The 25,645-nt window shown below is 62.0% G+C and carries 23 protein-coding genes; 9 read left to right on the top strand and 14 right to left on the bottom strand.

What is annotated here, in order from left to right:
* Positions 1–110: 110 nt before the first annotated feature.
* Positions 111–983, top strand: a complete 873-nt coding sequence (gene pdxY, locus ACIPZB_RS00900; RefSeq protein ID WP_400638643.1) for a pyridoxal kinase PdxY — start codon at positions 111–113, stop codon at positions 981–983.
* Here the strand turns inward: pdxY and ACIPZB_RS00905 are convergent.
* Positions 980–1,465 carry an acyl-CoA thioesterase gene (locus tag ACIPZB_RS00905; RefSeq protein ID WP_008092263.1) on the bottom strand — a complete coding sequence of 162 codons (486 nt, stop codon included), beginning with the start codon at positions 1,463–1,465 and terminating at the stop codon, positions 980–982. The two genes, pdxY and ACIPZB_RS00905, sit on opposite strands and share 4 nt — an antisense overlap.
* 343 nt (positions 1,466–1,808) lie before the next feature.
* On the opposite strand from ACIPZB_RS00905, the gene ACIPZB_RS00910 reads away from it, so the two are divergent.
* Positions 1,809–3,569: a cation:proton antiporter gene (locus ACIPZB_RS00910; protein WP_400638644.1), complete on the top strand. Its 1,761-nt coding sequence runs from the start codon at positions 1,809–1,811 to the stop codon at positions 3,567–3,569.
* A gap of 135 nt (positions 3,570–3,704) precedes the next feature.
* On the opposite strand, the gene ACIPZB_RS00915 is transcribed toward ACIPZB_RS00910, so the two are convergent.
* The 5 genes from ACIPZB_RS00915 to zwf form a co-directional block, all read right to left on the bottom strand.
* The gene (locus tag ACIPZB_RS00915; RefSeq protein ID WP_400638645.1) at positions 3,705–4,112 is read right to left on the bottom strand and encodes an SMI1/KNR4 family protein; all 408 of its coding nucleotides are present in this window, start codon (positions 4,110–4,112) and stop codon (positions 3,705–3,707) included.
* 114 nt (positions 4,113–4,226) lie between these two features.
* Positions 4,227–5,081, bottom strand: coding sequence for a Tim44 domain-containing protein (locus ACIPZB_RS00920; RefSeq protein WP_008092267.1), 855 nt, complete (start codon positions 5,079–5,081; stop codon positions 4,227–4,229).
* Positions 5,082–5,245: 164 nt separating this feature from the next.
* On the bottom strand, positions 5,246–7,429 hold the full coding sequence (uvrD, locus tag ACIPZB_RS00925) for a DNA helicase II (RefSeq protein WP_400638646.1): 2,184 nt from the start codon (positions 7,427–7,429) through the stop codon (positions 5,246–5,248).
* 139 nt (positions 7,430–7,568) lie between these two features.
* A complete protein-coding gene (locus tag ACIPZB_RS00930; protein ID WP_400638647.1) occupies positions 7,569–7,886 on the bottom strand; it encodes a hypothetical protein in 318 nt (105 codons plus the stop codon).
* Between the two features lie 87 nt (positions 7,887–7,973).
* A complete protein-coding gene (gene zwf, locus ACIPZB_RS00935; protein WP_400638648.1) occupies positions 7,974–9,416 on the bottom strand; it encodes a glucose-6-phosphate dehydrogenase in 1,443 nt (480 codons plus the stop codon).
* Between the two features lie 103 nt (positions 9,417–9,519).
* Between zwf and hexR the strand changes: the two genes are divergently transcribed.
* Together hexR and ACIPZB_RS00945 are read left to right on the top strand one after the other, a co-directional pair.
* The gene (gene hexR, locus ACIPZB_RS00940) at positions 9,520–10,386 is read left to right on the top strand and encodes a transcriptional regulator HexR (RefSeq protein ID WP_008092286.1); all 867 of its coding nucleotides are present in this window, start codon (positions 9,520–9,522) and stop codon (positions 10,384–10,386) included.
* Between the two features lie 249 nt (positions 10,387–10,635).
* On the top strand, positions 10,636–10,854 hold the full coding sequence (locus tag ACIPZB_RS00945; RefSeq protein ID WP_008098220.1) for a PA3496 family putative envelope integrity protein: 219 nt from the start codon (positions 10,636–10,638) through the stop codon (positions 10,852–10,854).
* On the opposite strand, the gene ACIPZB_RS00950 is transcribed toward ACIPZB_RS00945, so the two are convergent.
* On the bottom strand, positions 10,796–11,758 hold the full coding sequence (locus tag ACIPZB_RS00950; RefSeq protein ID WP_008098222.1) for a LysR family transcriptional regulator: 963 nt from the start codon (positions 11,756–11,758) through the stop codon (positions 10,796–10,798). The two genes, ACIPZB_RS00945 and ACIPZB_RS00950, sit on opposite strands and share 59 nt — an antisense overlap.
* A gap of 188 nt (positions 11,759–11,946) precedes the next feature.
* Here ACIPZB_RS00950 and ACIPZB_RS00955 point away from each other — a divergent pair, with 188 nt between their 5' ends.
* Together ACIPZB_RS00955 and oadA are read left to right on the top strand one after the other, a co-directional pair.
* Entirely contained in the window at positions 11,947–13,362 is a 1,416-nt protein-coding gene (locus ACIPZB_RS00955; RefSeq protein WP_008098223.1) for an acetyl-CoA carboxylase biotin carboxylase subunit, read from the top strand.
* 11 nt (positions 13,363–13,373) lie between these two features.
* Positions 13,374–15,185, top strand: coding sequence for a sodium-extruding oxaloacetate decarboxylase subunit alpha (oadA, locus tag ACIPZB_RS00960; RefSeq protein WP_008098225.1), 1,812 nt, complete (start codon positions 13,374–13,376; stop codon positions 15,183–15,185).
* A gap of 184 nt (positions 15,186–15,369) precedes the next feature.
* On the opposite strand, the gene ACIPZB_RS00965 is transcribed toward oadA, so the two are convergent.
* From ACIPZB_RS00965 to ACIPZB_RS00975, 3 genes are read right to left on the bottom strand one after another with little or no spacing between them, the layout of a single operon-like run.
* Positions 15,370–16,041: a GNAT family N-acetyltransferase gene (locus ACIPZB_RS00965; RefSeq protein ID WP_400638649.1), complete on the bottom strand. Its 672-nt coding sequence runs from the start codon at positions 16,039–16,041 to the stop codon at positions 15,370–15,372.
* Positions 16,042–16,048: 7 nt separating this feature from the next.
* Complete coding sequence (locus ACIPZB_RS00970) at positions 16,049–16,495, bottom strand: GNAT family N-acetyltransferase (RefSeq protein WP_400638650.1); 447 nt, start codon at positions 16,493–16,495, stop codon at positions 16,049–16,051.
* A gap of 12 nt (positions 16,496–16,507) precedes the next feature.
* Entirely contained in the window at positions 16,508–17,137 is a 630-nt protein-coding gene (locus ACIPZB_RS00975) for an FMN-binding negative transcriptional regulator (protein ID WP_400638651.1), read from the bottom strand.
* A 90-nt stretch (positions 17,138–17,227) separates the two neighbouring features.
* Here ACIPZB_RS00975 and ACIPZB_RS00980 point away from each other — a divergent pair, with 90 nt between their 5' ends.
* On the top strand, positions 17,228–18,754 hold the full coding sequence (locus ACIPZB_RS00980; RefSeq protein ID WP_400638652.1) for a PLP-dependent aminotransferase family protein: 1,527 nt from the start codon (positions 17,228–17,230) through the stop codon (positions 18,752–18,754).
* 135 nt (positions 18,755–18,889) lie between these two features.
* Here the strand turns inward: ACIPZB_RS00980 and ACIPZB_RS00985 are convergent, their stop codons facing one another.
* The 4 genes from ACIPZB_RS00985 to aspA all read right to left on the bottom strand — a co-directional run bounded on the left by ACIPZB_RS00985 (position 18,890) and on the right by aspA (position 23,825).
* A complete protein-coding gene (locus ACIPZB_RS00985) occupies positions 18,890–19,993 on the bottom strand; it encodes a polyamine ABC transporter substrate-binding protein (protein ID WP_400638653.1) in 1,104 nt (367 codons plus the stop codon).
* Positions 19,993–21,036: a histone deacetylase family protein gene (locus ACIPZB_RS00990; RefSeq protein ID WP_400638654.1), complete on the bottom strand. Its 1,044-nt coding sequence runs from the start codon at positions 21,034–21,036 to the stop codon at positions 19,993–19,995. Before ACIPZB_RS00990 ends, ACIPZB_RS00985 begins: the two co-directional genes overlap by 1 nt.
* A 214-nt stretch (positions 21,037–21,250) precedes the next feature.
* Positions 21,251–22,243: an AraC family transcriptional regulator gene (locus tag ACIPZB_RS00995; RefSeq protein WP_400638655.1), complete on the bottom strand. Its 993-nt coding sequence runs from the start codon at positions 22,241–22,243 to the stop codon at positions 21,251–21,253.
* Between the two features lie 157 nt (positions 22,244–22,400).
* The gene (aspA, locus tag ACIPZB_RS01000; protein ID WP_043273933.1) at positions 22,401–23,825 is read right to left on the bottom strand and encodes an aspartate ammonia-lyase; all 1,425 of its coding nucleotides are present in this window, start codon (positions 23,823–23,825) and stop codon (positions 22,401–22,403) included.
* 182 nt (positions 23,826–24,007) lie between these two features.
* On the opposite strand from aspA, the gene ACIPZB_RS01005 reads away from it, so the two are divergent.
* The gene (locus ACIPZB_RS01005; protein ID WP_008097252.1) at positions 24,008–24,922 is read left to right on the top strand and encodes a LysR substrate-binding domain-containing protein; all 915 of its coding nucleotides are present in this window, start codon (positions 24,008–24,010) and stop codon (positions 24,920–24,922) included.
* A gap of 231 nt (positions 24,923–25,153) precedes the next feature.
* Positions 25,154–25,645: a 5-(carboxyamino)imidazole ribonucleotide mutase gene (purE, locus tag ACIPZB_RS01010; protein ID WP_003253304.1), complete on the top strand. Its 492-nt coding sequence runs from the start codon at positions 25,154–25,156 to the stop codon at positions 25,643–25,645.

Below are 25,645 nucleotides of genomic sequence, written 5' to 3' on the forward strand. Positions count from 1 at the left end.
TCCAAACAGGTCGAACCAGCTTAACTGCGTCTCTGGCCTGTCGTACAGGTGGCAATCGAGTTCATACTGCGCAACGCACAGTCCTTGAAACAGATTTGGAAACCTTGCGCATGAAACGTACCCCGCACCTGCTCGCCATCCAGTCCCATGTGGTGTTCGGCCACGCCGGAAACAGCGCCGCGGTGTTTCCCATGCAGCGTATCGGGGTCAATGTCTGGCCGCTCAATACCGTGCAATTTTCCAATCACACTCAGTATGGCCAGTGGGCGGGCGAAGTGCTTGCGCCAGCGCAAATTCCTGCGCTGGTGGAAGGTATTTCCAACATTGGCGAACTTGGCCATTGCGATGCCGTGCTGTCCGGCTATCTGGGCAGCGCCGAACAGGGCCGGGCGATCCTGGCCGGGGTAGCGCGGATCAAGGCCGTGAATCCGAAGGCGCTGTACCTGTGCGATCCCGTCATGGGCCACCCGGAGAAGGGCTGTATCGTTCCCCAGGAAGTCAGCGAGTTCCTGCTCGACGAGGCGGCGGCACAGGCTGACATCCTCTGCCCTAACCAGCTGGAACTGGACAGCTTCTGCGGCCGACGTGCGCAATCCCTGGAGGATTGCGTCAGCATGGCGCGCAGCCTGCTCCAGCGCGGCCCGCAAGTCGTGCTGGTAAAGCACCTGGCCTATCCGGGGCGGGAGCAGGACATGTTCGAGATGTTGCTGGTGACCCGCGACCAGAGCTGGCACTTGCGCCGCCCGCTGCTGGCGTTTCCGCGTCAGCCGGTGGGGGTGGGCGACCTGACCTCGGGCTTGTTCCTGGCGCGCGTGCTGCTGGGCGACAGCTGGCAACAGGCATTCGAATTCACTGCGGCGGCGGTGCATGAGGTGCTTCTGGAAACCCAGGCCTGCGCCAGCTACGAACTGCAGCTGGTGCGGGCCCAGGATCGCATCGCCCATCCGCGTGTGCGCTTCGAGGCGCAGCGCCTGGCGTATTAAATCGAATCGGTCTTCAGGTCCTGATAGCGCTTTTCCAGTTCTTGACGGATCTGGCGGCGCTGTTGGCCCTGAAGGAAGCGGCGCTTTTCTTCGCTCGATTGCGGCTGGAGCGCAGGGACCGGCACTGGGCGGCGATTGTCGTCGACCGCGACCATGGTGAAGAAGCAGCTGTTGGAATGGCGCACCGAGCGTTCGCGAATGTTCTCGGTGACCACCTTGATGCCCACTTCCATGGAGGTGTTGCCGGTGTAGTTGACCGAGGCCAGGAAGGTCACCAGCTCGCCGACATGTACCGGCTCGCGGAAGATCACTTGGTCGACCGACAGGGTGACTACATAGCTACCCGCATAACGGCTGGCGCACGCATAGGCCACTTCGTCGAGGTACTTGAGCAAGGTGCCGCCATGTACGTTGCCAGAAAAGTTGGCCTTGTCCGGGGTCATCAGGACGGTCATGCTCAGCTGGGCGTTTCCAGGTTCCATAGTGTGCTCACGGTGAGGTTGCGCTGAATCGGGCCAATCGGGGTCGTTATCTGCTGACACTTCTGTTTCCCCTTTTGAAATTTGCCTTCTGATACGGGACGATGGCTGACGCGCCATGGTCACGCCTATTACGCCATCGCAGGCCGTTAACCGGCCGATCTGTTTCTACATATTGCGCCGGCATTTTGCGGCGGGGTGCGATGTTAACCTGACTACGCCCATGCAACATGGGCTTTCCTGCATTCAATACAGTATGTACTTGCTGCTCGCTCGGGTTTGCCTGGCAGAGGAGCGGTCTGCCTGGTCATCCAGATAATGGGCATCGAGAAAGGAGAATCGCGCCATGCATGCCATCAGCTTCATCCAGGACTTGGCAGTGATCATGCTGGTCGCCGGGGTGGTGACGATCCTCTTCCACCGCCTCAAGCAGCCTGTTGTACTGGGCTACATCGTCGCCGGTTTCATCATCGGCCCTCACACTCCGCCGTTCGGGCTGATTCACGACGAAGACACGATCAAGATCCTGGCCGAACTGGGTGTGATCTTCCTGATGTTCTGTCTGGGGCTTGAGTTCAGCCTGCGCAAGCTGTTCAAGGTGGGGGCCACGGCGTTCATTGCGGCGTTCCTGGAAATCGTCCTGATGATCTGGATCGGCTTCGAGATCGGCCGCTGGTTCGGTTGGAGCACCATGGATTCGCTGTTCCTGGGCGCCATTCTGGCCATTTCCTCGACCACCATCATCGTCAAGGCGCTCAACGACCTGAAGATGAAGAACGAGCGTTTTGCCCAGCTGATCTTTGGCGTGCTGATCGTCGAGGACATTCTTGGTATCGGCATCATTGCCTTGCTTTCGGGCATCGCGGTCAGCGGATCGGTCAGCTCCGGGGAAGTGTTCTCCACCGTGGGCAAGCTGTCGCTGTTCATGATCGTCGCGCTGGTCATCGGCATTCTGCTGGTGCCGCGGCTGCTGGCCTATGTGGCAAAGTTCGAGAGCAACGAGATGTTGCTGATTACCGTGCTGGGCCTGTGTTTTGGTTTCTGCCTGCTGGTGGTCAAGCTTGAGTACAGCATGGTACTGGGCGCTTTCCTGATCGGTGCGATCATGGCCGAGTCGCGTCAGCTATTGAAGATCGAACAGCTGATCGAGCCGGTGCGTGACCTGTTCAGCGCCATTTTCTTCGTCGCCATTGGATTGATGATCGACCCACAGGTGTTGCTCGATTACGCCTGGCCGATCGTGGTCATTACCCTGGCGGTGGTGCTGGGCAAGATGCTCTCCTGCGGCATGGGCGCCTTCATCGCCGGTAACGACGGGCGAACTTCGCTGCGTGTGGGCATGGGGCTGTCACAGATTGGCGAATTTTCATTCATCATCGCGGCATTGGGCATGACCCTGCAGGTGACCAGCGACTTCCTCTATCCGGTCGCCGTGGCGGTTTCGGCCATCACCACGCTGCTGACGCCGTACCTGATCCGCGCCGCCGACCCGCTGTCCCTGAAGCTTGGCAAGGTGATGCCGAGCCGGCTTTCTCGGGTTTTGTCGCTCTATGGCGAGTGGTTGCGCAGCATTCAACCGCAAGGTGAAAGTGCCATGTTGGCAGCGATGATCCGACGCATCCTGTTGCAGGTAGGGGTCAACCTGGCACTGGTGATCGCGATCTTCTTCAGCGGCGGCTATTTCGCTGGCCGTATCGGTGATTGGCTGAATGAATGGGTCAGTGATGTGAGCCAGCAGAAGGCGGTGATCTGGGGGGCGGCACTGTTGCTGTCGCTGCCGTTTCTGATTGCGGCGTACCGCAAGCTCAAGGCGCTGTCGATGCTGCTGGCGGAGATGGGGGTCAAGCCGGAAATGGCGGGTCGTCATACTCAGCGTGTGCGCCGCGTGGTCGCCGAAGTGATTCCACTGTTGTCGCTGCTGGTGATATTCCTGCTGCTCTCGGCCCTGTCCGCAAGCATCCTGCCGACCAACGAGCTGTTGCTGATCATTGCGGTTGTGGCGGCGGTGGTGGTGGCACTGTTGTGGCGCTGGTTCATCCGCGTGCATTCGCGTATGCAGATCGCCTTGCTGGAGACGCTGGAAAACAGCCGCGACCATACCCACTGAGGGCATGCCCTCTGCGCGAGATTTCATCGAAGTCCGAGGGGATGGAGCGGTAGCGATGTCGCCAGGCGCAGAAAGCCTGGCGATTCTACGAGAGAGAGTGGCTTGTGGCCATCACTTTCTGCGGTTGGTTCTCAATCAGCTTTCCAGCCAAACATCCCGCGCCCAGTGCCACACCGATTCCCAGCTGTCTTCGCCGACCTCTTCTGCGTCGCCTTCCCACAGCACCACGGTGCCATCTTCCTCGACGCAGTAGTAGTTGTCGCCGTCCTGGCACAGCGGGATCAGTTCACGCGGAACACCGGCGTCCCAGGCATTGGCCGCTACGTCGGGCAGGTAGGTGTGCGATTGCGGGTCGGTAACGGTCACCGGCTCCAGCGTGCCATACACCACGTCGCTGACGGTCAACAGGAACTCTTTGAACACGAACGGAATGTTGATGAACAGCTGTTCCTCGATCTCAACCAGTTGGTCTTCGTCGGGAAGCTCCAGCGGCACCGGTACGGGTTCATTGGCTTCACGGAGTTGTTCGATCACTTCTTCCACGGTTCACATCCTCTACCTTGATGACAACGCTGCGCGTTATACCCTAGTAGGCCGCTCTGGCAAAAGCAAAAACCCCGGGACAGGCCCGGGGTTTTTTGTGCAAACGTGCGACGGTTAACCGTTCTGACGGATACCGGCGACCAGCCAGGGCTGGTTCTCGCCCTTGGCGCGAACCATGTGCCAGCTTTCGCTGAAGGCTTCGCCCTGGTCGAAGCGCGAGGTCTTCGACAGGCCACGGAAGGTCAGGGTAGCGTCGGTACGGTCCGAGCGATCGTCGACACCGTCCAGTTGCACATCGAGGTTATCGATGTAGGTGGACTGGAAGCCGTCACCCAGGTCGGCGCGCTCGCGCTTGAGGAACTCGAGCATTTGCGGCGTGACGAACTCGGCGATCTTGTCCATCTCGTTGGCATCCCAGTGCTGCTGCAGCGACTGGAAGTGGTTGCGAGCGGCAGCCAGGAAGCTCTGCTCGTTGAACCAGGCCGGGGCGTTGATCACCGGAGCAGCTGCAGCGGCAGGTGCAGCCGAACCACCGAAGACCGACGGCTGGGCAGGCTGGGCATGGGCTTCACGCTGGAACGGCGCATGGCCCGGTGCGGCCATTTGCGGCTGCTGCTGGCGGCGGCGCGCGGCGATGAAGCGGAACACCAGGAAGGCGATGAGCGCGACGATCAGGAAGTCCATGATCTGGAAGCCCTCGAAGCCGTCACCCATGAACATGGACGCCAGCAGGCCACCGGCGGCGAGGCCGGCCAGTGGGCCCAGCCAGCGCGAAGCACCGCTGGCGGCGGCCGGTGCGCGGCCTGGAGCGGTCGGCGCGGCTGCAGGCGTGGTTGGCGTGGCCTGGCGGGTCTGGTGGATAGGCGCGGAGCCCGAGCTCTTGCCGCCGCCGAAGCGCTTGGCGTTGGCGTCCAGGCTCAGCGTCAGGCCGACGCAGAGCGCCAGTGCGATGCTAAGAAAACGTTGCATAAGTGGGATATCCCCTGTTGTGGATTGCACGCGCGTCATGGTGCACAGGTTCCCGGGCACATGACCAGCGACATAATGTTTCGAGCTTTTGCCTGGATGTTACAAGCCTGGCTGAGCCGGCCCCTGTGGGAGCCGGCTTGCCGGCGATAGCGGCATTGGAGGCCTCAAATGGCTTCGAGCTTGGCATACCCCAGCATCAGCCACTTGCTGCCTTCGGCAAAGTTCACCTGCACCCGTGCCTGGGCGCCGGAACCTTCGAAGTTGAGGATAACCCCTTCACCGAATACCGAATGCTGCACGCGCTGGCCGAGAGTGAACGCGGTCTGCGGAATGCTGGCGTTGGCGAACAGGCTGCTCGTGTTGCTTTTCGAGCCACCGAACGGGCGACTGACGCTATTGGACAAGCGCACTTCCTGAACCAGGCCCGACGGAATCTCCCGTACGAAACGTGACACCTTGTTGTAGGTCTCGCTGCCATAAAGGCGGCGCGTTTCGGCATAGGTCATGATCAGCTGGCGCATGGCGCGGGTGATGCCCACGTATGCCAGGCGGCGTTCCTCTTCCAGACGGCCGGGCTCTTCCAGGCTCATCTTGTGCGGGAACAGGCCTTCTTCCATGCCCACCAGGAACACGTAGGGGAATTCCAGGCCCTTGGCACTGTGCAGGGTCATCAGCTGGATGCTGTCTTCGTGCTCGTCGGCCTGGGTGTCGCCTGCTTCCAGCGAGGCGTGGCCGAGGAACGCCGACAGCGGCGAAAGCTCGGCGTCGTCTTCGCTGGCCTCGAAGTTGCGCGCGGCGCTGACCAGTTCCTCAAGGTTTTCTACCCGTGCCTGGCCCTTTTCGCCTTTTTCTTCCTGGTGGTAGATGATCAGCCCGGACTGCTCGATGACCGTTTGGGTCATCGTGTGCAGAGGCATGTCGGCGACCTTGCCGGCCAGGCTCTCGATCAATTCGATGAAGGCACCCAAGGCACTGGCTGCACGGCCTTTGAGTGCCTTGGCAGCAATCAGCTGACACATGGCTTGCCACATCGACAGCTGGCTGTGGCGGGCATGTTCGCGGATGGCCTCTACGGTTTTCTCGCCAATGCCGCGGGGTGGCACGTTGATCACCCGCTCCAGCGCTGCATCGTTGCCGCGGCCTTCGAGCAGGCGCAGGTAGGCCATGGCGTTCTTGATTTCGGCGCGTTCGAAGAAGCGCTGGCCGCCATAGATGCGGTAGGGAACGCGTTCGCGCAGCAGGGCCTCTTCCAGCACGCGCGACTGGGCGTTGGAGCGGTACAGGATGGCGATGTCGCTGCGTGCGTTGCCGCCTTTGATCAGGCTCTCGATGGTCTCCACCACATAACGTGCTTCGTCGTGCTCGTTATAGGCGGCGTACAGCGTCAGCGGCTCGCCTTCGCCCAGATCGGTCCACAGCTCTTTGCCCAGGCGCCCACTGTTGTTGGCGATCAGGGCGTTGGCGGCCTTGAGGATGCCACCGGTGGAGCGGTAGTTCTGCTCCAGACGGATCATTTCGGCGTCGGGGAAGTCGGCGGTGTACTGGTGGATGTTTTCGATCTTGGCACCGCGCCAGCCGTAGATCGACTGGTCGTCGTCGCCTACCGCCATCAGGCTGTCGCCCCCGCCCGCGAGCAAACGCAGCCACGCGTACTGCACGGCGTTGGTGTCCTGGAATTCGTCCACCAGCACATGACGGAAGCGCCGCTGGTAGTGCTTGAGCAGGTCGGGGTGATCGCGCCAGAGGTCCAGGGCACGCAGCAGCAGCTCGGAGAAGTCGATCACGCCGGCGCGTTCGCAGGCCTGTTCATAGGCACTGTAGACGTCGCGCATGGTCATCAGGAACAGGTCGCCGCTGGCCTGGATATGCTGTGGTCGCAGCCCCTCGTCCTTTTGCCCGTTGATGAACCACTGCGCCTGGCGCGCCGGCCATTTCTGCTCGTCCAGGCCGAGCTCGCGCATCACCCGCTTGATCAGCCGCTGCTGGTCATCGCTGTCGAGGATCTGGAAGTTCTGCACCAGGCGGGCTTCCTGCCAGTGCGCGCGCAGCAGGCGGTGCGCCAGGCCGTGGAAGGTGCCGACCCACATACCCGCCGGGTTGATACCCAGCAGCTGTTCGATCCGCTGGCGCATCTCGGCGGCCGCCTTGTTGGTGAAGGTCACCGACAGGATCGAATGCGGCGAGGCCTGCTCGACCTGGATCAGCCAGGCGATGCGGTGCACCAGCACGCGGGTTTTACCGGAACCGGCGCCCGCAAGCACCAGCTGACGACCGAGCGTGGCCGCGACAGCCTGGCGTTGGGCATCGTTGAGGGAGTTGAGCAGGAGGGAGAGGTCATCTGTGTGCATCCGGCCATTCTAGGGGGAGGCCGGTTACGGGGCAAACACCTACTGTATAAATATTCACCTTAAGCCACTGTCGCTCATCGGTTTGTTGCAGCGCGTCATGCCAGATCGACACCTGATGCCGATCTGGCATGGCCAGCCGTCAGTTGACGGCTACGCGGTGCCCGATCTCAACCATTTGCGAGCCTTCGGCAGAAATGATTTCCAGTTTTTTCCATGAACTAACGCCTTCGCGCCGGAAAAAGACGGGTTTCTCGGTCAGGGCCTGGAGTGACGGTTGCCCATTGTCCACCAGCGTGAGCTGCAGGACTTCCCAGCCGCCTTTGTGGCGTACCTCGGGTTCTGCCAGAACGGGTTCGATACCAGAGTGGGCAACGGTCACGGTTCCCTGTACTTCGAAGCAGACTGGCTGGCCTGGCACTTCGTTGTTGTATGCAGAGAGGTTTTCGATTTTGCTCATGATGAATGCCTTTGCAGTTGAAAGTAGCGCCATACGACGCCGCGCTACTTTCGTTGATGCAAAGTGGCACGGGGACCGGGCAGGGTTTCAGCTATGCCAATGCCTGCCATGCCCGGCCAACAGGCTGTTGGCCTGCTCGGGGCCGTTGCTGCCGGCCGCATAGTGGCGGGGCGGCTGGAAGTGCTCATCCCACCCTTTGATGATGGCGTCGATCCAGGCCCAGGCGGCTTCCACTTCATCGCGTCGCATGAACAGCGTCGAATCCCCTTCCAGAACATCCAGCAACAGGCGCTCGTAAGCTTCCCAGCGACGTGTCTGGCCGAATACCTGGGCCAGGTTGAGGTCGAGGTCCACCGGCTCCAGGCGCATACCCTTGCCGGGGCTCTTGGTCATCATGCGCAGGCTGATGCGTTCGTCCGGCTGCAGCTGGATCAGCAACTGGTTGACCTGGCCACCACTGAACAACTCATGGGGCACTGGCTTGAACTGCATGACGATCTGTGAAGAGCGCCGCGTCATGCGCTTGCCGGTGCGCAGGTAGAAGGGCACGCCGGCCCAGCGCCAGTTGTCGACATGTGCCTGCACGGCGACGAAGGTTTCGGTGTCGCTGTCGTTATCTACATCCTTTTCGAAGTAGTAGGCCGGCACTTCCTGGCCGCCGATGTGGCCAGCTCCGTACTGGCCGCGCACGGTCTTGTCCTGCACGTCCTGGCCGCTGATCGGCTTCAGGGCGCGCAGAATCTTCACTTTCTCATCGCGCACGGCCTCGGCATCGAACTGCGCCGGAGGCTCCATGGCCACCAGGCACAACAGCTGCAGCAAGTGGTTCTGCAGCATGTCGCGGGTGGCGCCGGCGCGGTCGTAGTAGCCGCCGCGGTTTTCTACGCCCAGGGTTTCGCAGACGCTGATCTGCACATGGTCGACCTGGCCATTGCGCCATACCGGTTCGAGCAAGGCATTGGCGAAGCGCAGGGCCATGAGGTTCTGCACGGTCTCCTTACCCAGGTAGTGGTCGATGCGAAACACCTGGCGTTCCTCGAACACAGTGCCGATCGCTTCGTTGATGGCAATGGCCGACTCCAGCGAGTGGCCAATGGGCTTTTCCAGCACAATGCGGGCTTCACTGTCGGCCAGCCCGGCAATGCGCAGGTGCTTGGCAATCGGCACGAACAGGTTGGGGGCGGTCGCCAGGTAAAAGATGCGGGTGAGCCCGCCAGGCTCGCCGAGGTAGCGCGCCAGGCGGCCGAAGTCGGCGCTCTGTGACGCGTCCATGGAAAAGTAGTCCAGGCGTGCGGAAAAGCGCCGCCACACTTCTTCTTCGAAGTCATTGCGGGCGATTTGGGCCCGGCAATGGCGTTCGGCGAGCTTGAGGTACTCGTCGCGCGAAACATTGCGCCGGGCCAGGGCGATGATGCGCACGGCAATGTTCAGACGCCCCTCGCGATAAAGGTGATAGAGCGCCGGCAGCAGCTTGTGCAGGGCCAGGTCACCGGTGCCACCGAACACCAGAATGTCGCAAGGAATAGTCAAACCACCACTCTCCACGTTCGTTTAACTGGGCGGGTTGGCGTCCATGTAGTATAACTACAAGAAAGCTACATCCCGGCCAGCCGATCATAACCGAGTCCAGCCCGTGAATCTGTTGCAACATATCGCCCAATCGCGCCACCTGCTGCGCAAATCGGAACTCAAAGTCGCGGACCATGTGCTGCTGGACCCGGCTGCCGTCATGCACAGCTCCATGGCCGATCTGGCGCACAGCGTGGGCATCAGCGAGCCGACCATCGTGCGCTTTTGCCGGGCAATCGGCTGCTCGGGCTTCCAGGACCTCAAGCTCAAGCTGGCGCAGAGCCTGGCGGCGGGCGCCAGCTTTGGACAGTTCGCCATTCACGAAGACGACTCGGTCGCTGACTACAGCCTGAAGATTTTCGACACGACCCTGCACACCCTGATGGAAGTGCGCGAGCAGCTTGACCCGCACGCGTTGCAGCAGGCCGTGAGCGCCATGGCTCAGGCCCAGCGTGTGGAGTTCTACGGTTTTGGCGCGTCAGGTGCGGTGGCCGCCGATGCCCAGCACAAGTTCTTCCGCCTGCTGCTCAACGCCGCCGCTTATTCCGACCCGCACATGCAGGCGATGTCGGCTGTAACCCTGAAGCCGGGTGACGTGGCCGTGTGCATTTCCCAGTCGGGGCGCTCCAAGGACTTGCTGATCACTGCCAACCTGGTGCGTGAGAGCGGCGCCAACCTGATCACCCTGTGCCCGAGCCAGACGCCGCTGGCGGAACTGTCGACCGTCAACCTGGCGATCGATGTGCACGAAGATACCGAGATCTACACCCCGCTGACCTCGCGTATCGCCCACCTGGTGGTGATCGACGTGTTGGCCATGGGCGTGGCCATGGCGCGCGGGCCGAGCCTGGTCAATCACCTCAAGAGCGTGAAACGCAGTTTGCGCAGCCTGCGCCTGTCGCCAAAATCGATCAAGGCGATGGATGACTGAAGGCCTTCGGCCTGACCCACAGGTGCACTACATGCCTTGAAGTCCCTGATTTCCCCTGTGGGAGCCGGCTTGCCGGCGATAGGGCCCGAACAGGCTACCTCCTCATGTCTGTCCTGGCCTCATCGCCGGCAAGCCGGCTCCCACAGAAAGGGACCTAGAAAACTTCATGTTTTTGTCACCGTTCCACAGCCAAACGGTAAACCACTAGAGCCAGTCTGAAACTCCCGCACTCGATCAGGGAGACAGACAATGACTCGTGACTTCGATGGCTCTTACCAACCCAGCGCCAAGACTCGCAAGCAGCAGGAAAAGGATCAGCGTCGCATGGAGTATCGCCGTGCGATCGAAAGCTACTGCGACCAACGCCAACTGCTACGCGAACTGGCTGATTACCCCGAGTTGCAAGAACTCACGGTGTGGCAGGCGTCGGCGGCAACTTCCCCGAAAAACGTTCAACAATCGCGCTGATCAGCGCACGTTCGCTGCGAATGAACGCCAGAAATGCCAAGGCTACCGGCGATTGCCGCTTGGCTTTCGACTGCACCACGCACCAGCTGCGGTACAGCGGCAGTTCCTCCACCGGCAATTCCTGGAGCATGCCTGTGGCCAGCTCCATGTTCACTGCATGGCGGGTCAGCAAGGCGATGCCCAGCCCTGCGATCACGCATTCGCGCTGGGCGTCGGCCGAGGCGACCTCCAGCGTCTGGGTAAAGTGCACGCGCTTGTCCTTGAAGTACTCTTCGCACGCCTTGCGGGTGCCCGAACCCTGTTCACGGACCAGCAAGGTATGAGGCTCCAGATCCTGCAGGCGCAAATTGTCGAGCTTGCCCAGCGGGTGGTCCGGTGGCGCCACGGCGACGATCGGGTTGTTCAGGAACGGCAGAAACTCCAGGCCCATGTCCTGCGGCACCATGGACATGATGATCAGGTCGTCGCGGTTGTCCGAGAGGCGCCGAATCGCCTGGGCACGGTTGACCACGGTCAGGGTCAGGTTGACCTCCGGGTGACGTTGCTTGAAGGCGGCGAACAGGTGTGGCACGAAGTATTTGGCGCTGGATTCGATGGCCAGTTTCAACTGACCTTGCAATGAGCCCTGCATGTCCGACAGCTGCATGTCGAGGCTATCCAGGCGCCCGAAGATGTCCCGGCTGGCCCGTTGCAGCGCTTCGGCCGCTTCGGTCAGGTACAGCTTCTTGCCCACGTACTCGAACAGTGGCTGGCCGACCAGTTCTTCGAGCTGACGGATCTGTAGACTAACGGCGGGTTGCGTCAGTGCCATTTCTTCCGCGGCGCGGCTGTAGGAACGTAAATCACACACCTCGTTGAAGATCTGCAATTGACGCAATGTCATACGCATCAATGACTTACGCATTTTTTTCAGGCTCCGGCAAAACCTTGTTACTCAACTATAAGCCTTTGCTAATACTACCTCTAACAAATATTGATTTTTGTTTATCGACCTAGAGCGCTAGGGTGAATGTGCGACTGGCCAGCAACATCTGGTCACGCGCCGACCGGTAGAACCGGCTCGTCTGTTCCTACGGCTTTGGGAAGACTCCAGTGATAAAAAAAATCCTGATCGCCAACCGGGGTGAAATCGCAGTTCGGATCGTGCGTGCCTGCGCCGAGATGGGCATTCGCTCTGTCGCGATCTATTCCGACGCCGACCGTCACGCCTTGCACGTCAAGCGCGCCGACGAGGCCTATAGCATTGGTGCCGAGCCTCTTGAGGGTTACCTGAACCCGCGCAAGCTGGTCAACCTTGCTGTGGAAACCGGCTGTGATGCCCTGCACCCGGGTTACGGTTTCCTGTCGGAAAACGCTGAGCTGGCAGAGATCTGCGCCGAGCGCGGGATCAAGTTCATCGGCCCGGCCGCCGACGTCATTCGCCGCATGGGCGACAAGACCGAAGCGCGCCGCACCATGATCCAGGCCGGTGTACCGGTAACGCCGGGCACCGAAGGCAACGTTGCCGACATCCATGAAGCCCTGAGCGAAGGCGAGCGCATCGGTTACCCGGTCATGCTCAAGGCCACCTCTGGCGGTGGCGGACGCGGCATTCGCCGCTGCAACAGCCGCGAAGAGCTGGAGCAGAACTTCCCACGGGTCATTTCCGAGGCTACCAAGGCCTTCGGCTCGGCCGAAGTGTTCCTGGAAAAGTGCATCGTCAACCCCAAGCACATCGAGGCGCAGATCCTCGGTGACAGCTTTGGCAACGTGGTGCACCTGTTCGAGCGCGACTGCTCGATCCAGCGCCGTAACCAGAAGCTTGTCGAAATTGCCCCGAGCCCACAGCTTACCCCCGAACAGCGCGCCTACATCGGCGACCTGGCGGTGCGCGCCGCCAAGGCGGTGAACTACGAGAACGCCGGTACCGTGGAGTTCCTGCTCGCCGATGGCGAGGTGTACTTCATGGAGATGAACACCCGGGTGCAGGTGGAGCACACCATCACCGAAGAAATCACCGGTATCGACATCGTCCGCGAGCAGATCCGTATTGCCTCGGGCCTGCCGCTGTCGGTCAAGCAGGAAGACATCCACCACCGCGGTTACGCGTTGCAGTTCCGTATCAACGCCGAAGACCCGAAGAACAACTTCCTGCCGAGTTTCGGCAAGATCACCCGTTACTACGCCCCCGGCGGCCCGGGCGTGCGTACCGACACGGCGATCTACACCGGTTACACCATTCCGCCGTTCTACGACTCCATGTGCCTGAAACTGGTGGTGTGGGCGTTGACCTGGGAAGAAGCCATGGACCGCGGCCTGCGGGCCCTGGACGACATGCGCGTGCAAGGGGTGAAGACCACCGCCGCGTACTACCAGGAAATCCTGCGCAATCCGGAATTCCGTAGCGGCCAGTTCAATACCAGCTTCGTCGAAAGCCACCCTGAACTGACCAACTACTCGATCAAGCGCAAACCCGAAGAGCTGGCCCTGGCCATCGCCGCCGCCATCGCCGCCCACGCAGGCCTGTGAGGAACCTTATAATGTCCAAGAAAATTCACGTAACCGACACGATCCTGCGCGACGCCCACCAGTCCCTGCTGGCCACCCGCATGCGTACCGAAGACATGCTGCCGATCTGCGACAAGCTCGACAAGGTCGGCTACTGGTCGCTGGAAGTCTGGGGCGGCGCCACCTTCGACGCCTGCGTGCGCTTCCTCAAGGAAGATCCGTGGGAGCGCCTGCGCAAACTGCGCAACGCATTGCCCAACACCCGCCTGCAGATGCTCCTGCGCGGGCAGAACCTGCTGGGCTACCGCCACTACAGCGATGACGTGGTCAAGGCGTTCGTGGCCAAGGCTGCAGTCAACGGCATCGACGTGTTCCGCATCTTCGATGCCATGAACGACGTACGTAACCTGCGTGTGGCCATCGAAGCGGTCAAGGCTGCCGGCAAGCACGCCCAGGGTACCATCGCCTACACCGTCAGCCCCGTGCACACCATCGACGCCTTTGTAGCTCAGGCCAAGCAGATGGAGGCCATGGGTTGCGATTCGATCGCGATCAAGGACATGGCCGGCCTGCTGACGCCGTTCGCTACCGGCGAGCTGGTCAGGGCGCTGAAAGCCGAGCAGTCGCTGCCGGTGTTCATCCATTCCCACGACACCGCCGGCCTGGCCGCCATGTGCCAGCTCAAGGCTGTGGAAAATGGCGCCGACCACATCGACACCGCCATCTCCAGCTTCGCCTGGGGCACCAGCCACCCGGGGACCGAGTCGATGGTCGCGGCGCTCAAGGGCAGCGAGTTCGATACCGGCCTGGACCTGGAACTGCTGCAGGAAATCGGTCTGTACTTCTACGCCGTGCGCAAGAAGTACCATCAGTTCGAGAGCGAGTTCACCTCCGTGGATACCCGCGTGCAGGTCAACCAGGTACCGGGCGGGATGATTTCCAACCTGGCCAACCAGCTCAAGGAGCAGGGCGCCCTCAACCGCATGAACGAAGTGCTGGCTGAGATTCCACGGGTTCGCGAAGACCTCGGCTTCCCGCCGCTGGTGACTCCGACCTCGCAGATCGTCGGCACCCAGGCGTTCTTCAACGTGCTCGCCGGCGAGCGCTACAAGACCATCACCAACGAGGTGAAGCTGTACCTGCAAGGCGGATACGGCAAGGCGCCAGGTGTGGTCAGTGAGCAACTGCGCCGCCAGGCGATCGGCAGCGAAGAAGTGATCGACGTGCGTCCGGCCGACCTGCTCAAGCCAGAAATGGCCAAGCTGCGTGCCGACATCGGTGCCCTGGCCCGTTGCGAAGAAGACGTCCTGACCTTCGCCATGTTCCCGGACATTGGCCGCAAGTTCCTCGAAGAGCGCGAAGCCGGCACCCTGACCCCTGAAGCCCTGCTGCCGATCCCGGAAGCCGGCGCTGTCGCAGCCCATGGCGGCGAAGGCGTACCTACCGAGTTCGTGATCGACGTGCACGGCGAAACTTACCGCGTCGACATTACCGGCGTGGGCGTGAAGGCCGAAGGCAAGCGTCACTTCTACCTGTCGATCGACGGCATGCCGGAAGAAGTGGTGTTCGAGCCGCTCAACGAGTTCGTCGGCGGCGGCGGTGGCAGCAAGCGCAAGCAGGCCAGCGCCCCGGGTCACGTCAGCACCAACATGCCGGGCAACATCGTCGATGTGCTGGTCAAGGAAGGCGACATGGTCAAGGCCGGCCAGGCCGTGCTGATCACCGAAGCGATGAAGATGGAGACCGAAGTGCAGGCGGCCATCGCCGGCAAGGTCGTGGCCATCCACGTGGCCAAGGGCGATCGCGTGACGCCGGGTGAAATCCTGATCGAGATCGAAGGCTGACAGAAGCCTTCATCTACAAGCGGTTTACCTCTGGGGAGCGGATGCTCCCCTTTTTTTGTGCTGGATTTAATGGCCCTATCGCCGGCAAGCCGGCTTCCACAGGGATCCCACTGCCCTCAAGGCTTGTGGTGTACCTGTGGGAGCCGGCTTGCCGGCGATAGGGCCAGTAAAACCAATACACCCCTCAGCCTCTACGGCACTGCTCCAACGTCCGCACCTGCCCCTCAGCCTGCTGGTTCTCCTCGCTCAACCACCGCTCGAACCCCGCCGCCACCTGCGGCCACTCATCATCGGTAATCGAATACCACGCCGTATCCCGGTTGTGGTCCTTGACCACCAGGTGCTTGCGAAACACCCCTTCGAACTGGAAGCCGAACCGCTCCGCTGCGCGCTTGGAGCGGGCATTGGCGTTGTTGCACTTCCATTCCAGACGGCGGTTGCCCAGCTCGAAACCCAGTTTGCCCAGCAGGTACACCGCCTCGGTGCTCTTGGGCGTGCGCTGCATGGGGGCGCCGAAGGCGATATGGCCAATCTCGATGCGGCCGTGGTCGGGCACGATCGACATCAGCGTGAGTACGCCCTGGGCCTGGCCGCTGGCGCGGTCGAGGACGGTGAAGTACAGCGGGTCGTGGCCTGCGGCATTGCCCTCGAGCCAGCGGTCGAAGGCGGCGCGCTCGGTGAACGGGCCGTAGGGCAAGTAGTCCCACAGGACCGGATCGGAAGCCGGGCCCTGCAGTGCGTTCCACAGATCATCACCGTGGCGTGCCGGGTCGAGCTTTTCCAGGCGAATGTAACGGCCTTCGAGCGGCTCTGCCCTAGGCGTTGCAGCCGGTTTCCAGTTCAGTGCGTCAGTCATGTTCGGCCTACAGCCCTTTGCGGAATTGGATGAAGCCCGGGCGCTCGGCAACCTGTTCATACAGGCTGATGGCGGTGGCATTGGTTTCGTGGGTCAGCCAGTGCACCTTGATGCACCCAGCGGCCTTGGCCGTGGCATAGACGTGTTCGATCAACTGGCGGCCGATGCCCAGGCCACGCTGGGCGCTGTCCACGTACAGATCCTGCAGGTAGCACGCGTTCTCAATGCTCCAGTTGGAGCGATGGTAGATCCAGTTGACCATGCCCACTGCCTTGCCATCGACCCAGGCCAGGGCCGAGTTCGTCGGTTCGCAGGGGTCGAGCAGGCGCTGCCAGGTGCTGGTGCTGACGGCCTCGGGCAACTCGGTTTCATAAAAGCGCAGATAGGCCTGCCAGAGGGCGAGCCAGGCAGCATGGTCGTTGGCGCCGACAGGGCGCAGGGTGACGCTGGGCATGGGGCTTTTCCTTCAGAGTTGGCGCATCTGCGCCGCGAGTTGGTTGTCGAGGTAATCGGGGCTGCTGCTCAGGCCGTCGCGTACGCCGGCGATGTCTTGCGCCGAACGGTTCTGGCTGAGCTTGCGCGCGCCTTGCAAGCGGGCGATGGGCAGGCGGATACCGACGATGGCGCGGAGCATGCCGTCGAGGTAATCGCGGGGTGCATCGGCCACTTTCCACGGCTCGTTACGGTCTTGTTCATGGCGCTCGGTCAGTCGACTGACGATGTCCAACAGCGGCGCGGCTTGGTGAATCACTTCGACAGGGCCGTAGGCGTGAACGGCCTGGTAGTTCCAGGTCGGTACCACCTTGGGGTTCTCGGCCTTGCTGGGGTAGTAGCTGGGGCTCACATAGGCATCGGCGCCCGGGAACACCAGCAAGGCTTCACCGCCCTGTTCCAGGTCCTGCCATTGGCGATTGGCACGTGCCAGGTGAGCGTAGACGGTGCCGAATTCGCCTTCCGCCGTGTCGACCAGCACCGGCAGGTGGGTGGCCAGCAAGCCCTGCTCGCCATGGCTGACCAGCACGGCCAGGCGGGTGTCGAGCATGTGCTGGTGCAGGCGGTGCAGGTCGTGCTCCTGGTGAGGTTTGCTGTTGTACATGCGCAGGTTCCTTGTCGAATGACTTCATCCTAGGCAGGCTATTGGCTCAGAGTAAGATCCATTAAAGGTTGTTTTCATAGGTCCAATGCCATGAGCGAGCGTCCCCTCCTGTCGCCTTTCGACCCTGCCGGGATCGTTCTCGACCGTCGTCGCGGGTTGAGTCAGCAGCTGTATCAGGCGTTGCGCGCGCGCGTGCTGGACGGGCGGCTGGGCAGCGGCACGCGGTTGCCGGCCACTCGCGACCTGGCGGCTACCCTGGCGCTTTCGCGCAACAGCGTGGTGCGTGCCTACGATCAGCTGTATGCCGAGGGCTACATCGAAAGCCGGGTAGGGGATGGCACCTATGTCAGCCGGCAAGCAAAACTATCCACACAACTATCCACAGGGTTATCCCGGGGTTTATCCACAGGCTTATCCACAAATTCGCCGGAAAATACTGAGGATTTATCCAGCAACACCCTTTCCAGCGAGCCCTTGGAGCGTCTGAAAAGTAACCATCTACCGCTGCCAAGAAGCGGTGCACCGCGTGCTTTTCGCGTGGGAATTCCAGCGTTCGACCTGTTCCCGTTTGACGTCTGGGCCAAGCTGCAGGCGGGTTTCTGGCGCAATCCCGACCCTGCGCAGCTGGGTTACGGTGACCCTGCAGGCGAGCGGGCACTGCGCGAGCTGATTGCGGCGTACTTGCGCCGTTCACGTGGTCTGTCCTGCACGGCTGAACAAATTGTGATCACCAGTGGCGCACAGCAGGCCATCAGCCTTTGTGCACAGTTGCTGTTGCAGCCGGGCGACGGCGTGGCTGTGGAAAACCCTGGCTACAGGGCTGCCGGTCATACCTTCGCCGTCGCTGGCGGCAAAGTGATCGGAGTACCCGTGGATGAGGAAGGCATGGATTGCAGCTGCCTGGAGCAGCTGCAGGATTGTCGGCTGGCCTATGTCACCCCTGCTCACCAGTACCCGACCGGGGTGACCATGAGCCTGGCCCGGCGCCTGGCATTGCTGGCCTGGGCCGAGCGTGGCGATGGCTGGATCATCGAGGACGACTATGACGGCGAGTACCGCTACAGCGGCGCGCCGTTGGCCCCGCTGGCGGCGTTGGACCGCCAGGGGAGGGTGTTGTATGTCGGCACTTTCGGCAAGATCGCTTTTCCGGCGCTGCGCCTTGGCTACCTGGTGTTGCCGGCGCGGCTGGTGCAGGCCTTCAGCCAAGGCAGGGCGCTGGCGATGCGGCATTCCGAGGTGGGTACGCAGTGCGTGATGGCCGAGTTCATGGCCCAGGGGCACTTCCAGCGGCATATCCGCCGCATGCGGCGGGCGGCATTGAGCCGGCGTAATGTGCTGAAAGCCGGGTGGCCTGTGGATGTACCGGGACTGGGCGGGATGCCGGAAGTGGCAGCGGGGCTGCACGTGAAGGTGGATGTGGATAACTTTGCGCGCGAGCAGGAACTGGTTGCGCGGGCTGAGGCGGTGGGGGTGGAGGTCAATCCGCTGAGCAGCTACTGGATGGAAGACAGCACGGTGCCTTTGGATAAGCGCGCAGGGCTGGTGCTGGGGTTTGCGGCGGTGCCGGAGGGGGAGATTGCCGGAGCCTTGATGCGGTTGCGCAAGGCCTGGAAGTAGGAGCGGCCTTGTGTCGCGAAAGGGCTGCGAAGCAGCCCCAGGATTTCAGCAGCCTGCAAAATCTGCTGGGACTGCTTCGCAGTCCTTTCGCGACGCAAGGCCGCTCCTACACGGATCGCACAGATTGATGCAGCATCAGGTCCCGGACTTGATCCTGCTCCACGCCCGCGTCCGTGCCCGCTCTGCGTCACGCGACAATGGCTTGAGCGTGTACAGCTTGGTCATGGCCTCGGCGGTCGGGTACAGGTTCGGGTTGTTGCGAATCGCCGGGGCGACCTTCTCGGTCGCATCCTTGTTCGGGTTCGGATACCCGACAAAGTCGCTGATCGGCGCAATCACTTCCGGGCGCAGCAGATAGTTGATGAAGCTATGCGCATCCTCCGGGTTGGCGGCATTCTTCGGAATTGCCAGCATGTCGAACCAGATGGGCGCGCCTTCCTTGGGCAAGCGCATGTCCACCACTACGCCATTCTTCGCGTCCCGCGCGCGGTTGGCGGCCTGGGAGAAACTGCCGGAATAACCGACGGCCACGCAGATGTCACCGTTGGCGATGTCCGCCATGTACTTCGAGGAGTGGAAGTACGTGATGTGTGGGCGGATCTTAAGCAGCAGGGCTTCGGCCTTCTTGTAGTCGTCCGGCTTACCGCTGTTGGGGTCCAGGCCCAGGTACTGCAGGGCCAGCGGCAGGATCTCCGAAGGTGAGTCGAGCAGCGCCACGCCGCATTGCTTGAGCTTGGCGATGTTTTCTTCCTTGAAGATCAAATCCCAGCTGTCCACCGGCGCGTTGTCGCCCAGCACTGCCTTGACCTTGTCCGGGTTGAAGCCAATCAGCACGGTGCCGTACATGTAGGGCACGGCGAACTTGTTACCGGGGTCGTTGGCCTCGATCAGCTTCATGAGGGCCGGGTCCAGGTGCTGCCAGTTCGGCAGTTTGCTGCGGTCCAGCGGCTGGAAAACCCCGGCTTCGATCTGCTTGGCGAGGAACACGTTGGACGGCACCACCACGTCATAGCCGGAGTTACCGGTAAGCAGCTTGGCTTCCAGCGCTTCGTTGGTGTCGAAGATGTCGTAGATCAGCTTGACGCCGCTGTCCTTCTGGAAGTCGCTCAGCGTCTGCGGGGTGATGTAGTCGAACCAGTTGTAGACCCGCAGGGTGCGCTGTTCAGCCTGGGCCTGCAGGGCGCCGGTGAGCAGGGTGGCAGCGATGAACGGGGCGAGCAGACGCTTGAGTCGGACCATTACCGGGCTCCTGGCTGGGCGCGCTGGAAGCCTTCCAGCACGTTGACGGCGTTGATGCCGATTTCTTCCACAGCGTAGCCACCTTCCATCACGAACAAGGTCGGCTTGCCCAGTTGTGCGATGCGCTTGCCCATTTCCAGGTAGTCCGGACTGTCCAGCTTGAATTGGGAGATCGGGTCGTCCTTGAAGGTGTCCACGCCCAGCGAAATCACCAGGACATCGGCATCGTAGTCGGCAATGCGCTGGCAGGCGGCTTCCAGGGCGTCGCTCCAGGCGGCCCAGTCACTGCCGGCCGGCAATGGGTAGTTGATGTTGCAGCCCTCGCCGGCGCCCTCACCGGTTTCATCGGCATAGCCCAGGAAGAACGGGAATTCGGCCTGCGGATCACCGTGGATCGAGGCGAAGAACACGTCGCTGCGTTGATAGAAGATGTCTTGGGTGCCGTTGCCGTGGTGGTAATCGACATCGAGGATGGCCACTTTCGCACGGCCTTGGTCGAGGAAGGCCTGGGCGGCGATGGCGGCATTGTTCAGGTAGCAGTAGCCACCCATGACTTCGGCGGCGGCGTGGTGCCCTGGTGGGCGGCACAGGGCGAAGGCCGAATGCGCGCCTTGCTGGATGGCGGCCTGGGCGGTGAGGGCAACCTGCGCGGCACTGTAGGCGGCCTGCCAGGTGCCGGCGGTGATGGGGGCGCCGGCATCGAAGCTGTAGTAACCCAGTTCGCCGTGCAGGCCGGTCGGCTTGACCTGGCGCAGGGTGCGGGCTGGCCAGGTGAAGGGCAGCAGGTCGCCCTCATGCCCCAGCGCCGCCCAGCGCGCCCAGGCACCCTCGAAGAAGTCGAGGTAGTCGGCGCTGTGGATGCGTTGCAACGGCGCGCGGCCGAAGTCGGTCGGGCCTGCGACCTCGCCGAGGTTGCGCTTTTTCACTTGTTCGAGCACATGGTCGGCGCGCGAAGGCATTTCGAAACAGGGCATCAGCTTGCCGTCGATCAGCTCGCAGCGGCCGTGGTGCAGGCGGTGGTCATCGGAATAGATTGTCAGCATTTTGTTGTTCTCCGGGGGGACAGGCGTGGGCCCATTTTCATGGGCGACCCGCAGGTGGAGAACGACGCAAACGGCCAAAAGGGGATCGATGTGGCCAAGGTCGCTGGCCGGTACCGGCCTCATCGCCGGCAAGCCGGCTCCCACAGGTACCCCGCCAGCCTCAAGAGCGGCGCTATCCCTGTGGGAGCCGGCTTGCCGGCGATAGGGCGTACAGTCAGCCGCGGAAATGGCTTGGCGCTACACCACTCCAACGCTGGAACGCATGCCGAAAACTGGCCGTCTCACTGAAACCCAAGGTCTCGGCAATCCGATAGATCGGCATCTGCTCATCAGCCAGCAACTGCTTGGCCCTTTCAAAGCGCAGGTCATCGAGCAGCTGTTGATAACTGCTGCCCAGTGCCTGCAGGTGCCGGCGCAAGGTGCGCGACGAGCAGTTCATCTGCCGCGCCAGCCCTTCCAGGCCCGGTGCGGCATCCAGTTGCTGCAGCAACAGCTGGCGAATCCGTCCTAGCCAGGCCTGGCGCCCAGTGAATTCAAGGTTCAGCCGTCGGCAACGCTCGCTCATGGCCTTGTGGGTAATCGGGTCGGCCAGCGGCAACGGGGTGTCGAGCCAGCGCCGCTCGAAGGCAAATGCATTGTCTTTGTCGGCGAAGCTCAAGGGGCACTCGAATGCACGGGTATAAAGCGTGTGATAGCTCGGTTGAGCATGTTCGAAGCGGGCGCCGAGCAACGGCAGTGGGCGACCGAGCAGATCGTCACAGATGACTTTCAGTGAAACCAGGCAGAACTCGGCATTGAAGGCGGCCAGTGCCGGGCTGTCACCATAGTCGCTGGCGCTGAACCAGACCCGTTGGCCATCGTCAATCAGGCGTAGCTGGAAGACTGTTCCCAGCAGTGCCGGATACTGCAGCGCCACGCGCAAGGCGTCACCCAAAGTGGCACTGGAGAGCAGCGCGTAACCGAGCATGCCGTAGCACGACACATGCATGCGCCGGCCCAGTTCCAGGCCGATGTCCTCGCGCCGCGCCACGGCATTGGCGCACACCTGCAGCTCTTGCTGGGTGGTGATGCGTGCATCGGCATGCCCAAGGTCTTGCGGGCCAATGCCGCTGCCGGCCAGCAACGCCGCCGCTTCGCAACCGTCTTCCTGAAACAGGTTGAGGATCAGCGAAACCGCGTTCAGGGTGGTCAGGTGGCTATGCAGCATGCTCGGTAATCCCGTTTGCCTGGGAGGCATTATGGAGCAAGTAGTGTGCCGGGCAGCGGCAGGCATAAAAAAAGGGCCCGGAGCGTGCGCTCGGGCCCTTGAAAGGTTGAGAGGTGTCTAGTCCCTCGACCTGGTGAGACTGTTTGCAGCGGTCGGGTTACGCCTTCAGCGGAACCAGACGCGGAGCGATCATGTTTTCCGGACGCAGGATGTCGTTGAGCATCGCTTCGTCCAGCAGCTGTTCTTCGCGCACCAGTTCCAGTACGCCGCGGCCGGTTTCCAGGGCAACGCGAGCGATACGGGTGGCGTTTTCGTAGCCGATGTACGGGTTCAGGGCGGTGACCAGGCCGATCGAGTGCTCGACCAGTTCACGGCAGCGCTGTTCGTTGGCGGTGATGCCGACGATGCAGTGCTCGCGCAGCATGTCCATGGCGCGTTGCAGCAGGCGGATCGAGTCAAAGATCTTGTAGGCGATCAGCGGCTCCATCACGTTCAGCTGCAGCTGGCCACCTTCGGCGGCGACAGTCAGGGCCAGGTCGTTGCCCATGATGGCGAAGGCCACTTGGTTGACCGCTTCCGGGATAACCGGGTTGACCTTGCCTGGCATGATCGAGCTGCCTGGCTGACGCGCTGGCAGGTTGATCTCGTTGATGCCGGTGCGCGGGCCGCTGGACAGCAGGCGCAGGTCGTTGCAGATCTTCGACAGCTTGACCGCGGTACGCTTGAGCATGCCGGAGAACAGCACGAAGGCACCCATGTCGGAGGTGGCTTCGATCAGGTCGGCAGCCGGTACCAGCGGTTGGCCGCTGATGGTGGCCAGGCGCTGTACGGCCAGGGCCTGGTAGCCCGGGTCGGCGTTGATGCCGGTACCGATGGCGGTGCCGCCCAGGTTGATTTCGGTCAGCAGTTCCGGCGCCAGCGAGCGCAGGCGCTGCAGGTCTTCGGTCATGGTGGTGGCGAAGGCGCGGAATTCCTGGCCCAGGGTCATCGGCACGGCGTCCTGCAGCTGGGTGCGGCCCATCTTCAGTACGTGGTCGAACTCTTTACCCTTGGCAGCGAAGGCCTGGATCAGGCTGTCGAGGCTGGCCAGCAGGGCGTCGTGACCCAGCAGCAGACCCAGACGGATAGCGGTCGGGTAGGCGTCGTTGGTCGACTGCGCCATGTTCACATCGTTGTTCGGGTGCAGGTACTGGTACTCACCCTTCTGGTGACCCATGGCCTCCAGCGCGATGTTGGCGATGACTTCGTTGGCGTTCATGTTGGTAGAAGTACCAGCACCGCCTTGGATCATGTCCACCACGAACTGCTCGTGGTAATCGCCCTTGATCAGTCGTGCGCAGGCTGCGCTGATCGCGGCGTGCTTGGCATCGCTCAGGTGCCCCAGCTCACGGTTGGCGTCAGCAGCTGCCTGCTTGACCATCGCCAGACCGACTACCAGTTTCGGGTAGTGCGACAGCGGAACACCGGAGAGGTGGAAGTTGTTGGCAGCGCGCAGAGTCTGGATGCCGTAGTAGGCATCGGCAGGGACTTCAAGGGTACCAAGCAGATCTTTTTCGACGCGGAACGATGCAGCGGAGGACATGATGGATATCATCTCGATTTTGACCCGGCACATGCCGGAATGGCGCCAATCCTAGGCCTGAAGGGGATTTTGCGGCCAATGCTGTTGCACGCTAACCTATGCACAAACGGCATAGTGATTCGTGTGACGCTAATTGACAAACGAGCGTGTTCCAATTTGGTGCACGTCGGGAGACCTGCTTCATGAACCTCGAAAGCAAGTGGCTGGAAGACTTCAGTGCCCTGGCCGCTACCCGCAGTTTTTCCCAAGCGGCGGAGCGCCGTTTCGTGACTCAGCCGGCCTTCAGCCGGCGGATTCGCAGCCTGGAGGCAGCCCTTGGGCTGACCTTGGTGAATCGTTCCCGCACCCCGATTGAATTGACCGAGGCGGGGCAGCTGTTTCTGGTAACGGCACGGACGGTTGTCGACCAGTTGGGTGAGGTTCTTCGCCACCTGCATCACCTCGAAGGCGGGCAGGGCGAGGTGATCCAGGTGGCCGCTGCACACTCCCTCGCATCGGGCTTTTTCCCACGTTGGGTTGCTCAGTTGCGCAACGAAGGTTTGAACATCGCCACCCGCCTGGTTGCGACTAACGTCGGAGATGCCGTGCATGCTTTGCGTGAGGGCGGATGCGATTTGATGCTGGCTTTCTACGATCCCGATGCAGCGCTGCAGATGGACGCCGAAATTTTCCCGTCGCTGCACATGGGCACCACCGAGATGCTGCCGGTGTGCGCCGTAGGTGCCGACGGCAAGCCCTTGTTCGACCTCGAAGGCGATAGCAGCGTGCCGTTGCTGGCTTACAGCGCCGGTGCGTTCCTCGGCCGTTCGGTCAACCTCCTGCTGCGCCAGCGCAGCCTGCGCTACACCACGGTTTATGAAACCGCCATGGCCGACAGTCTCAAGAGCATGGCCCTGGAAGGCATGGGCATTGCCTGGGTGCCGCATCTGTCGATGCGTGGCGAGCTGGCGCGGGGTGAGCTGGCCATTTGCGGGGGCAGTCAATGGCATGTGCCGCTGGAAATACGCCTGTACCGTTGCGCCCTGGTGCGCAAGGCCAACGTCCGGCTGTTGTGGCGCAAGCTGGAGTCCAGTGCTCAGGTTGAAGGGGCTGTTTGAGGCGTTGAAGAGAAAGCCATGCACCCCCCAAAAAACTTGTCCCGCGAGACAGCTTGCCTTTGATCTGCCAATGTGCATACAGGGCTGGGCGGTTTACTCATCCATACGCTATAATCCCGCGCCTTCGGCCAACCTGGTCGATTCAGAATCCGTATGACAAGCCACGCCGGTCCACCTGCGTGGCTTGTTGCTTTTAGCGCGCCAGAAGGCGCTTGCAGGAGAGGCTCGACGATGAGTGCACTGGTTGGCGTGATCATGGGCTCCAAGTCCGATTGGTCCACCCTTAGCCACACCGCCGATATGCTGGAAAAACTCGGCATTCCCTACGAAGTGAAGGTGGTTTCCGCCCACCGCACCCCGGACTTGCTGTTCCAGTACGCCGAAGAGGCAGAAGGGCGTGGCATCGAGGTGATCATTGCCGGTGCCGGTGGCGCTGCCCACCTGCCAGGCATGTGCGCCGCCAAGACCCACCTGCCGGTGCTGGGCGTGCCGGTGCAGTCCTCGATGCTGTCGGGTGTCGACTCGCTGCTGTCGATCGTGCAGATGCCGGCCGGTGTGCCGGTTGCCACGCTGGCCATCGGCCGTGCGGGCGCGGTCAACGCTGCTCTGCTGTCGGCGAGCATCCTCGGCGCCAAGTACCCGCAGTACCACGCCGCGCTGAAGCAGTTCCGTACGGAGCAGACCGACACCGTGCTGGACAATCCTGATCCACGCCAGGCTTGA

Origin of the sequence: Pseudomonas sp. NPDC089396, assembly GCF_044749545.1 — a bacterium.
GTDB lineage: Bacteria > Pseudomonadota > Gammaproteobacteria > Pseudomonadales > Pseudomonadaceae > Aquipseudomonas.

What these genes read in the sequence shown, in the direction of transcription:
- pdxY (WP_400638643.1), top strand. Translation starts at nt 111, where the DNA reads ATGAAACGTACCCCGCACCTGCTCGCCATCCAGTCCCATGTGGTGTTC.
- ACIPZB_RS00905 (WP_008092263.1), bottom strand. Translation starts at nt 1,465, where the DNA reads ATGGAACCTGGAAACGCCCAGCTGAGCATGACCGTCCTGATGACCCCG.
- ACIPZB_RS00910 (WP_400638644.1), top strand. Translation starts at nt 1,809, where the DNA reads ATGCATGCCATCAGCTTCATCCAGGACTTGGCAGTGATCATGCTGGTC.
- ACIPZB_RS00920 (WP_008092267.1), bottom strand. Translation starts at nt 5,081, where the DNA reads ATGCAACGTTTTCTTAGCATCGCACTGGCGCTCTGCGTCGGCCTGACG.
- uvrD (WP_400638646.1), bottom strand. Translation starts at nt 7,429, where the DNA reads ATGCACACAGATGACCTCTCCCTCCTGCTCAACTCCCTCAACGATGCC.
- ACIPZB_RS00930 (WP_400638647.1), bottom strand. Translation starts at nt 7,886, where the DNA reads ATGAGCAAAATCGAAAACCTCTCTGCATACAACAACGAAGTGCCAGGC.
- ACIPZB_RS00945 (WP_008098220.1), top strand. Translation starts at nt 10,636, where the DNA reads ATGACTCGTGACTTCGATGGCTCTTACCAACCCAGCGCCAAGACTCGC.
- ACIPZB_RS00950 (WP_008098222.1), bottom strand. Translation starts at nt 11,758, where the DNA reads ATGCGTAAGTCATTGATGCGTATGACATTGCGTCAATTGCAGATCTTC.
- oadA (WP_008098225.1), top strand. Translation starts at nt 13,374, where the DNA reads ATGTCCAAGAAAATTCACGTAACCGACACGATCCTGCGCGACGCCCAC.
- ACIPZB_RS00965 (WP_400638649.1), bottom strand. Translation starts at nt 16,041, where the DNA reads ATGACTGACGCACTGAACTGGAAACCGGCTGCAACGCCTAGGGCAGAG.
- ACIPZB_RS00970 (WP_400638650.1), bottom strand. Translation starts at nt 16,495, where the DNA reads ATGCCCAGCGTCACCCTGCGCCCTGTCGGCGCCAACGACCATGCTGCC.
- ACIPZB_RS00975 (WP_400638651.1), bottom strand. Translation starts at nt 17,137, where the DNA reads ATGTACAACAGCAAACCTCACCAGGAGCACGACCTGCACCGCCTGCAC.
- ACIPZB_RS00980 (WP_400638652.1), top strand. Translation starts at nt 17,228, where the DNA reads ATGAGCGAGCGTCCCCTCCTGTCGCCTTTCGACCCTGCCGGGATCGTT.
- ACIPZB_RS00985 (WP_400638653.1), bottom strand. Translation starts at nt 19,993, where the DNA reads ATGGTCCGACTCAAGCGTCTGCTCGCCCCGTTCATCGCTGCCACCCTG.
- ACIPZB_RS00990 (WP_400638654.1), bottom strand. Translation starts at nt 21,036, where the DNA reads ATGCTGACAATCTATTCCGATGACCACCGCCTGCACCACGGCCGCTGC.
- ACIPZB_RS00995 (WP_400638655.1), bottom strand. Translation starts at nt 22,243, where the DNA reads ATGCTGCATAGCCACCTGACCACCCTGAACGCGGTTTCGCTGATCCTC.
- aspA (WP_043273933.1), bottom strand. Translation starts at nt 23,825, where the DNA reads ATGTCCTCCGCTGCATCGTTCCGCGTCGAAAAAGATCTGCTTGGTACC.
- ACIPZB_RS01005 (WP_008097252.1), top strand. Translation starts at nt 24,008, where the DNA reads ATGAACCTCGAAAGCAAGTGGCTGGAAGACTTCAGTGCCCTGGCCGCT.
- purE (WP_003253304.1), top strand. Translation starts at nt 25,154, where the DNA reads ATGAGTGCACTGGTTGGCGTGATCATGGGCTCCAAGTCCGATTGGTCC.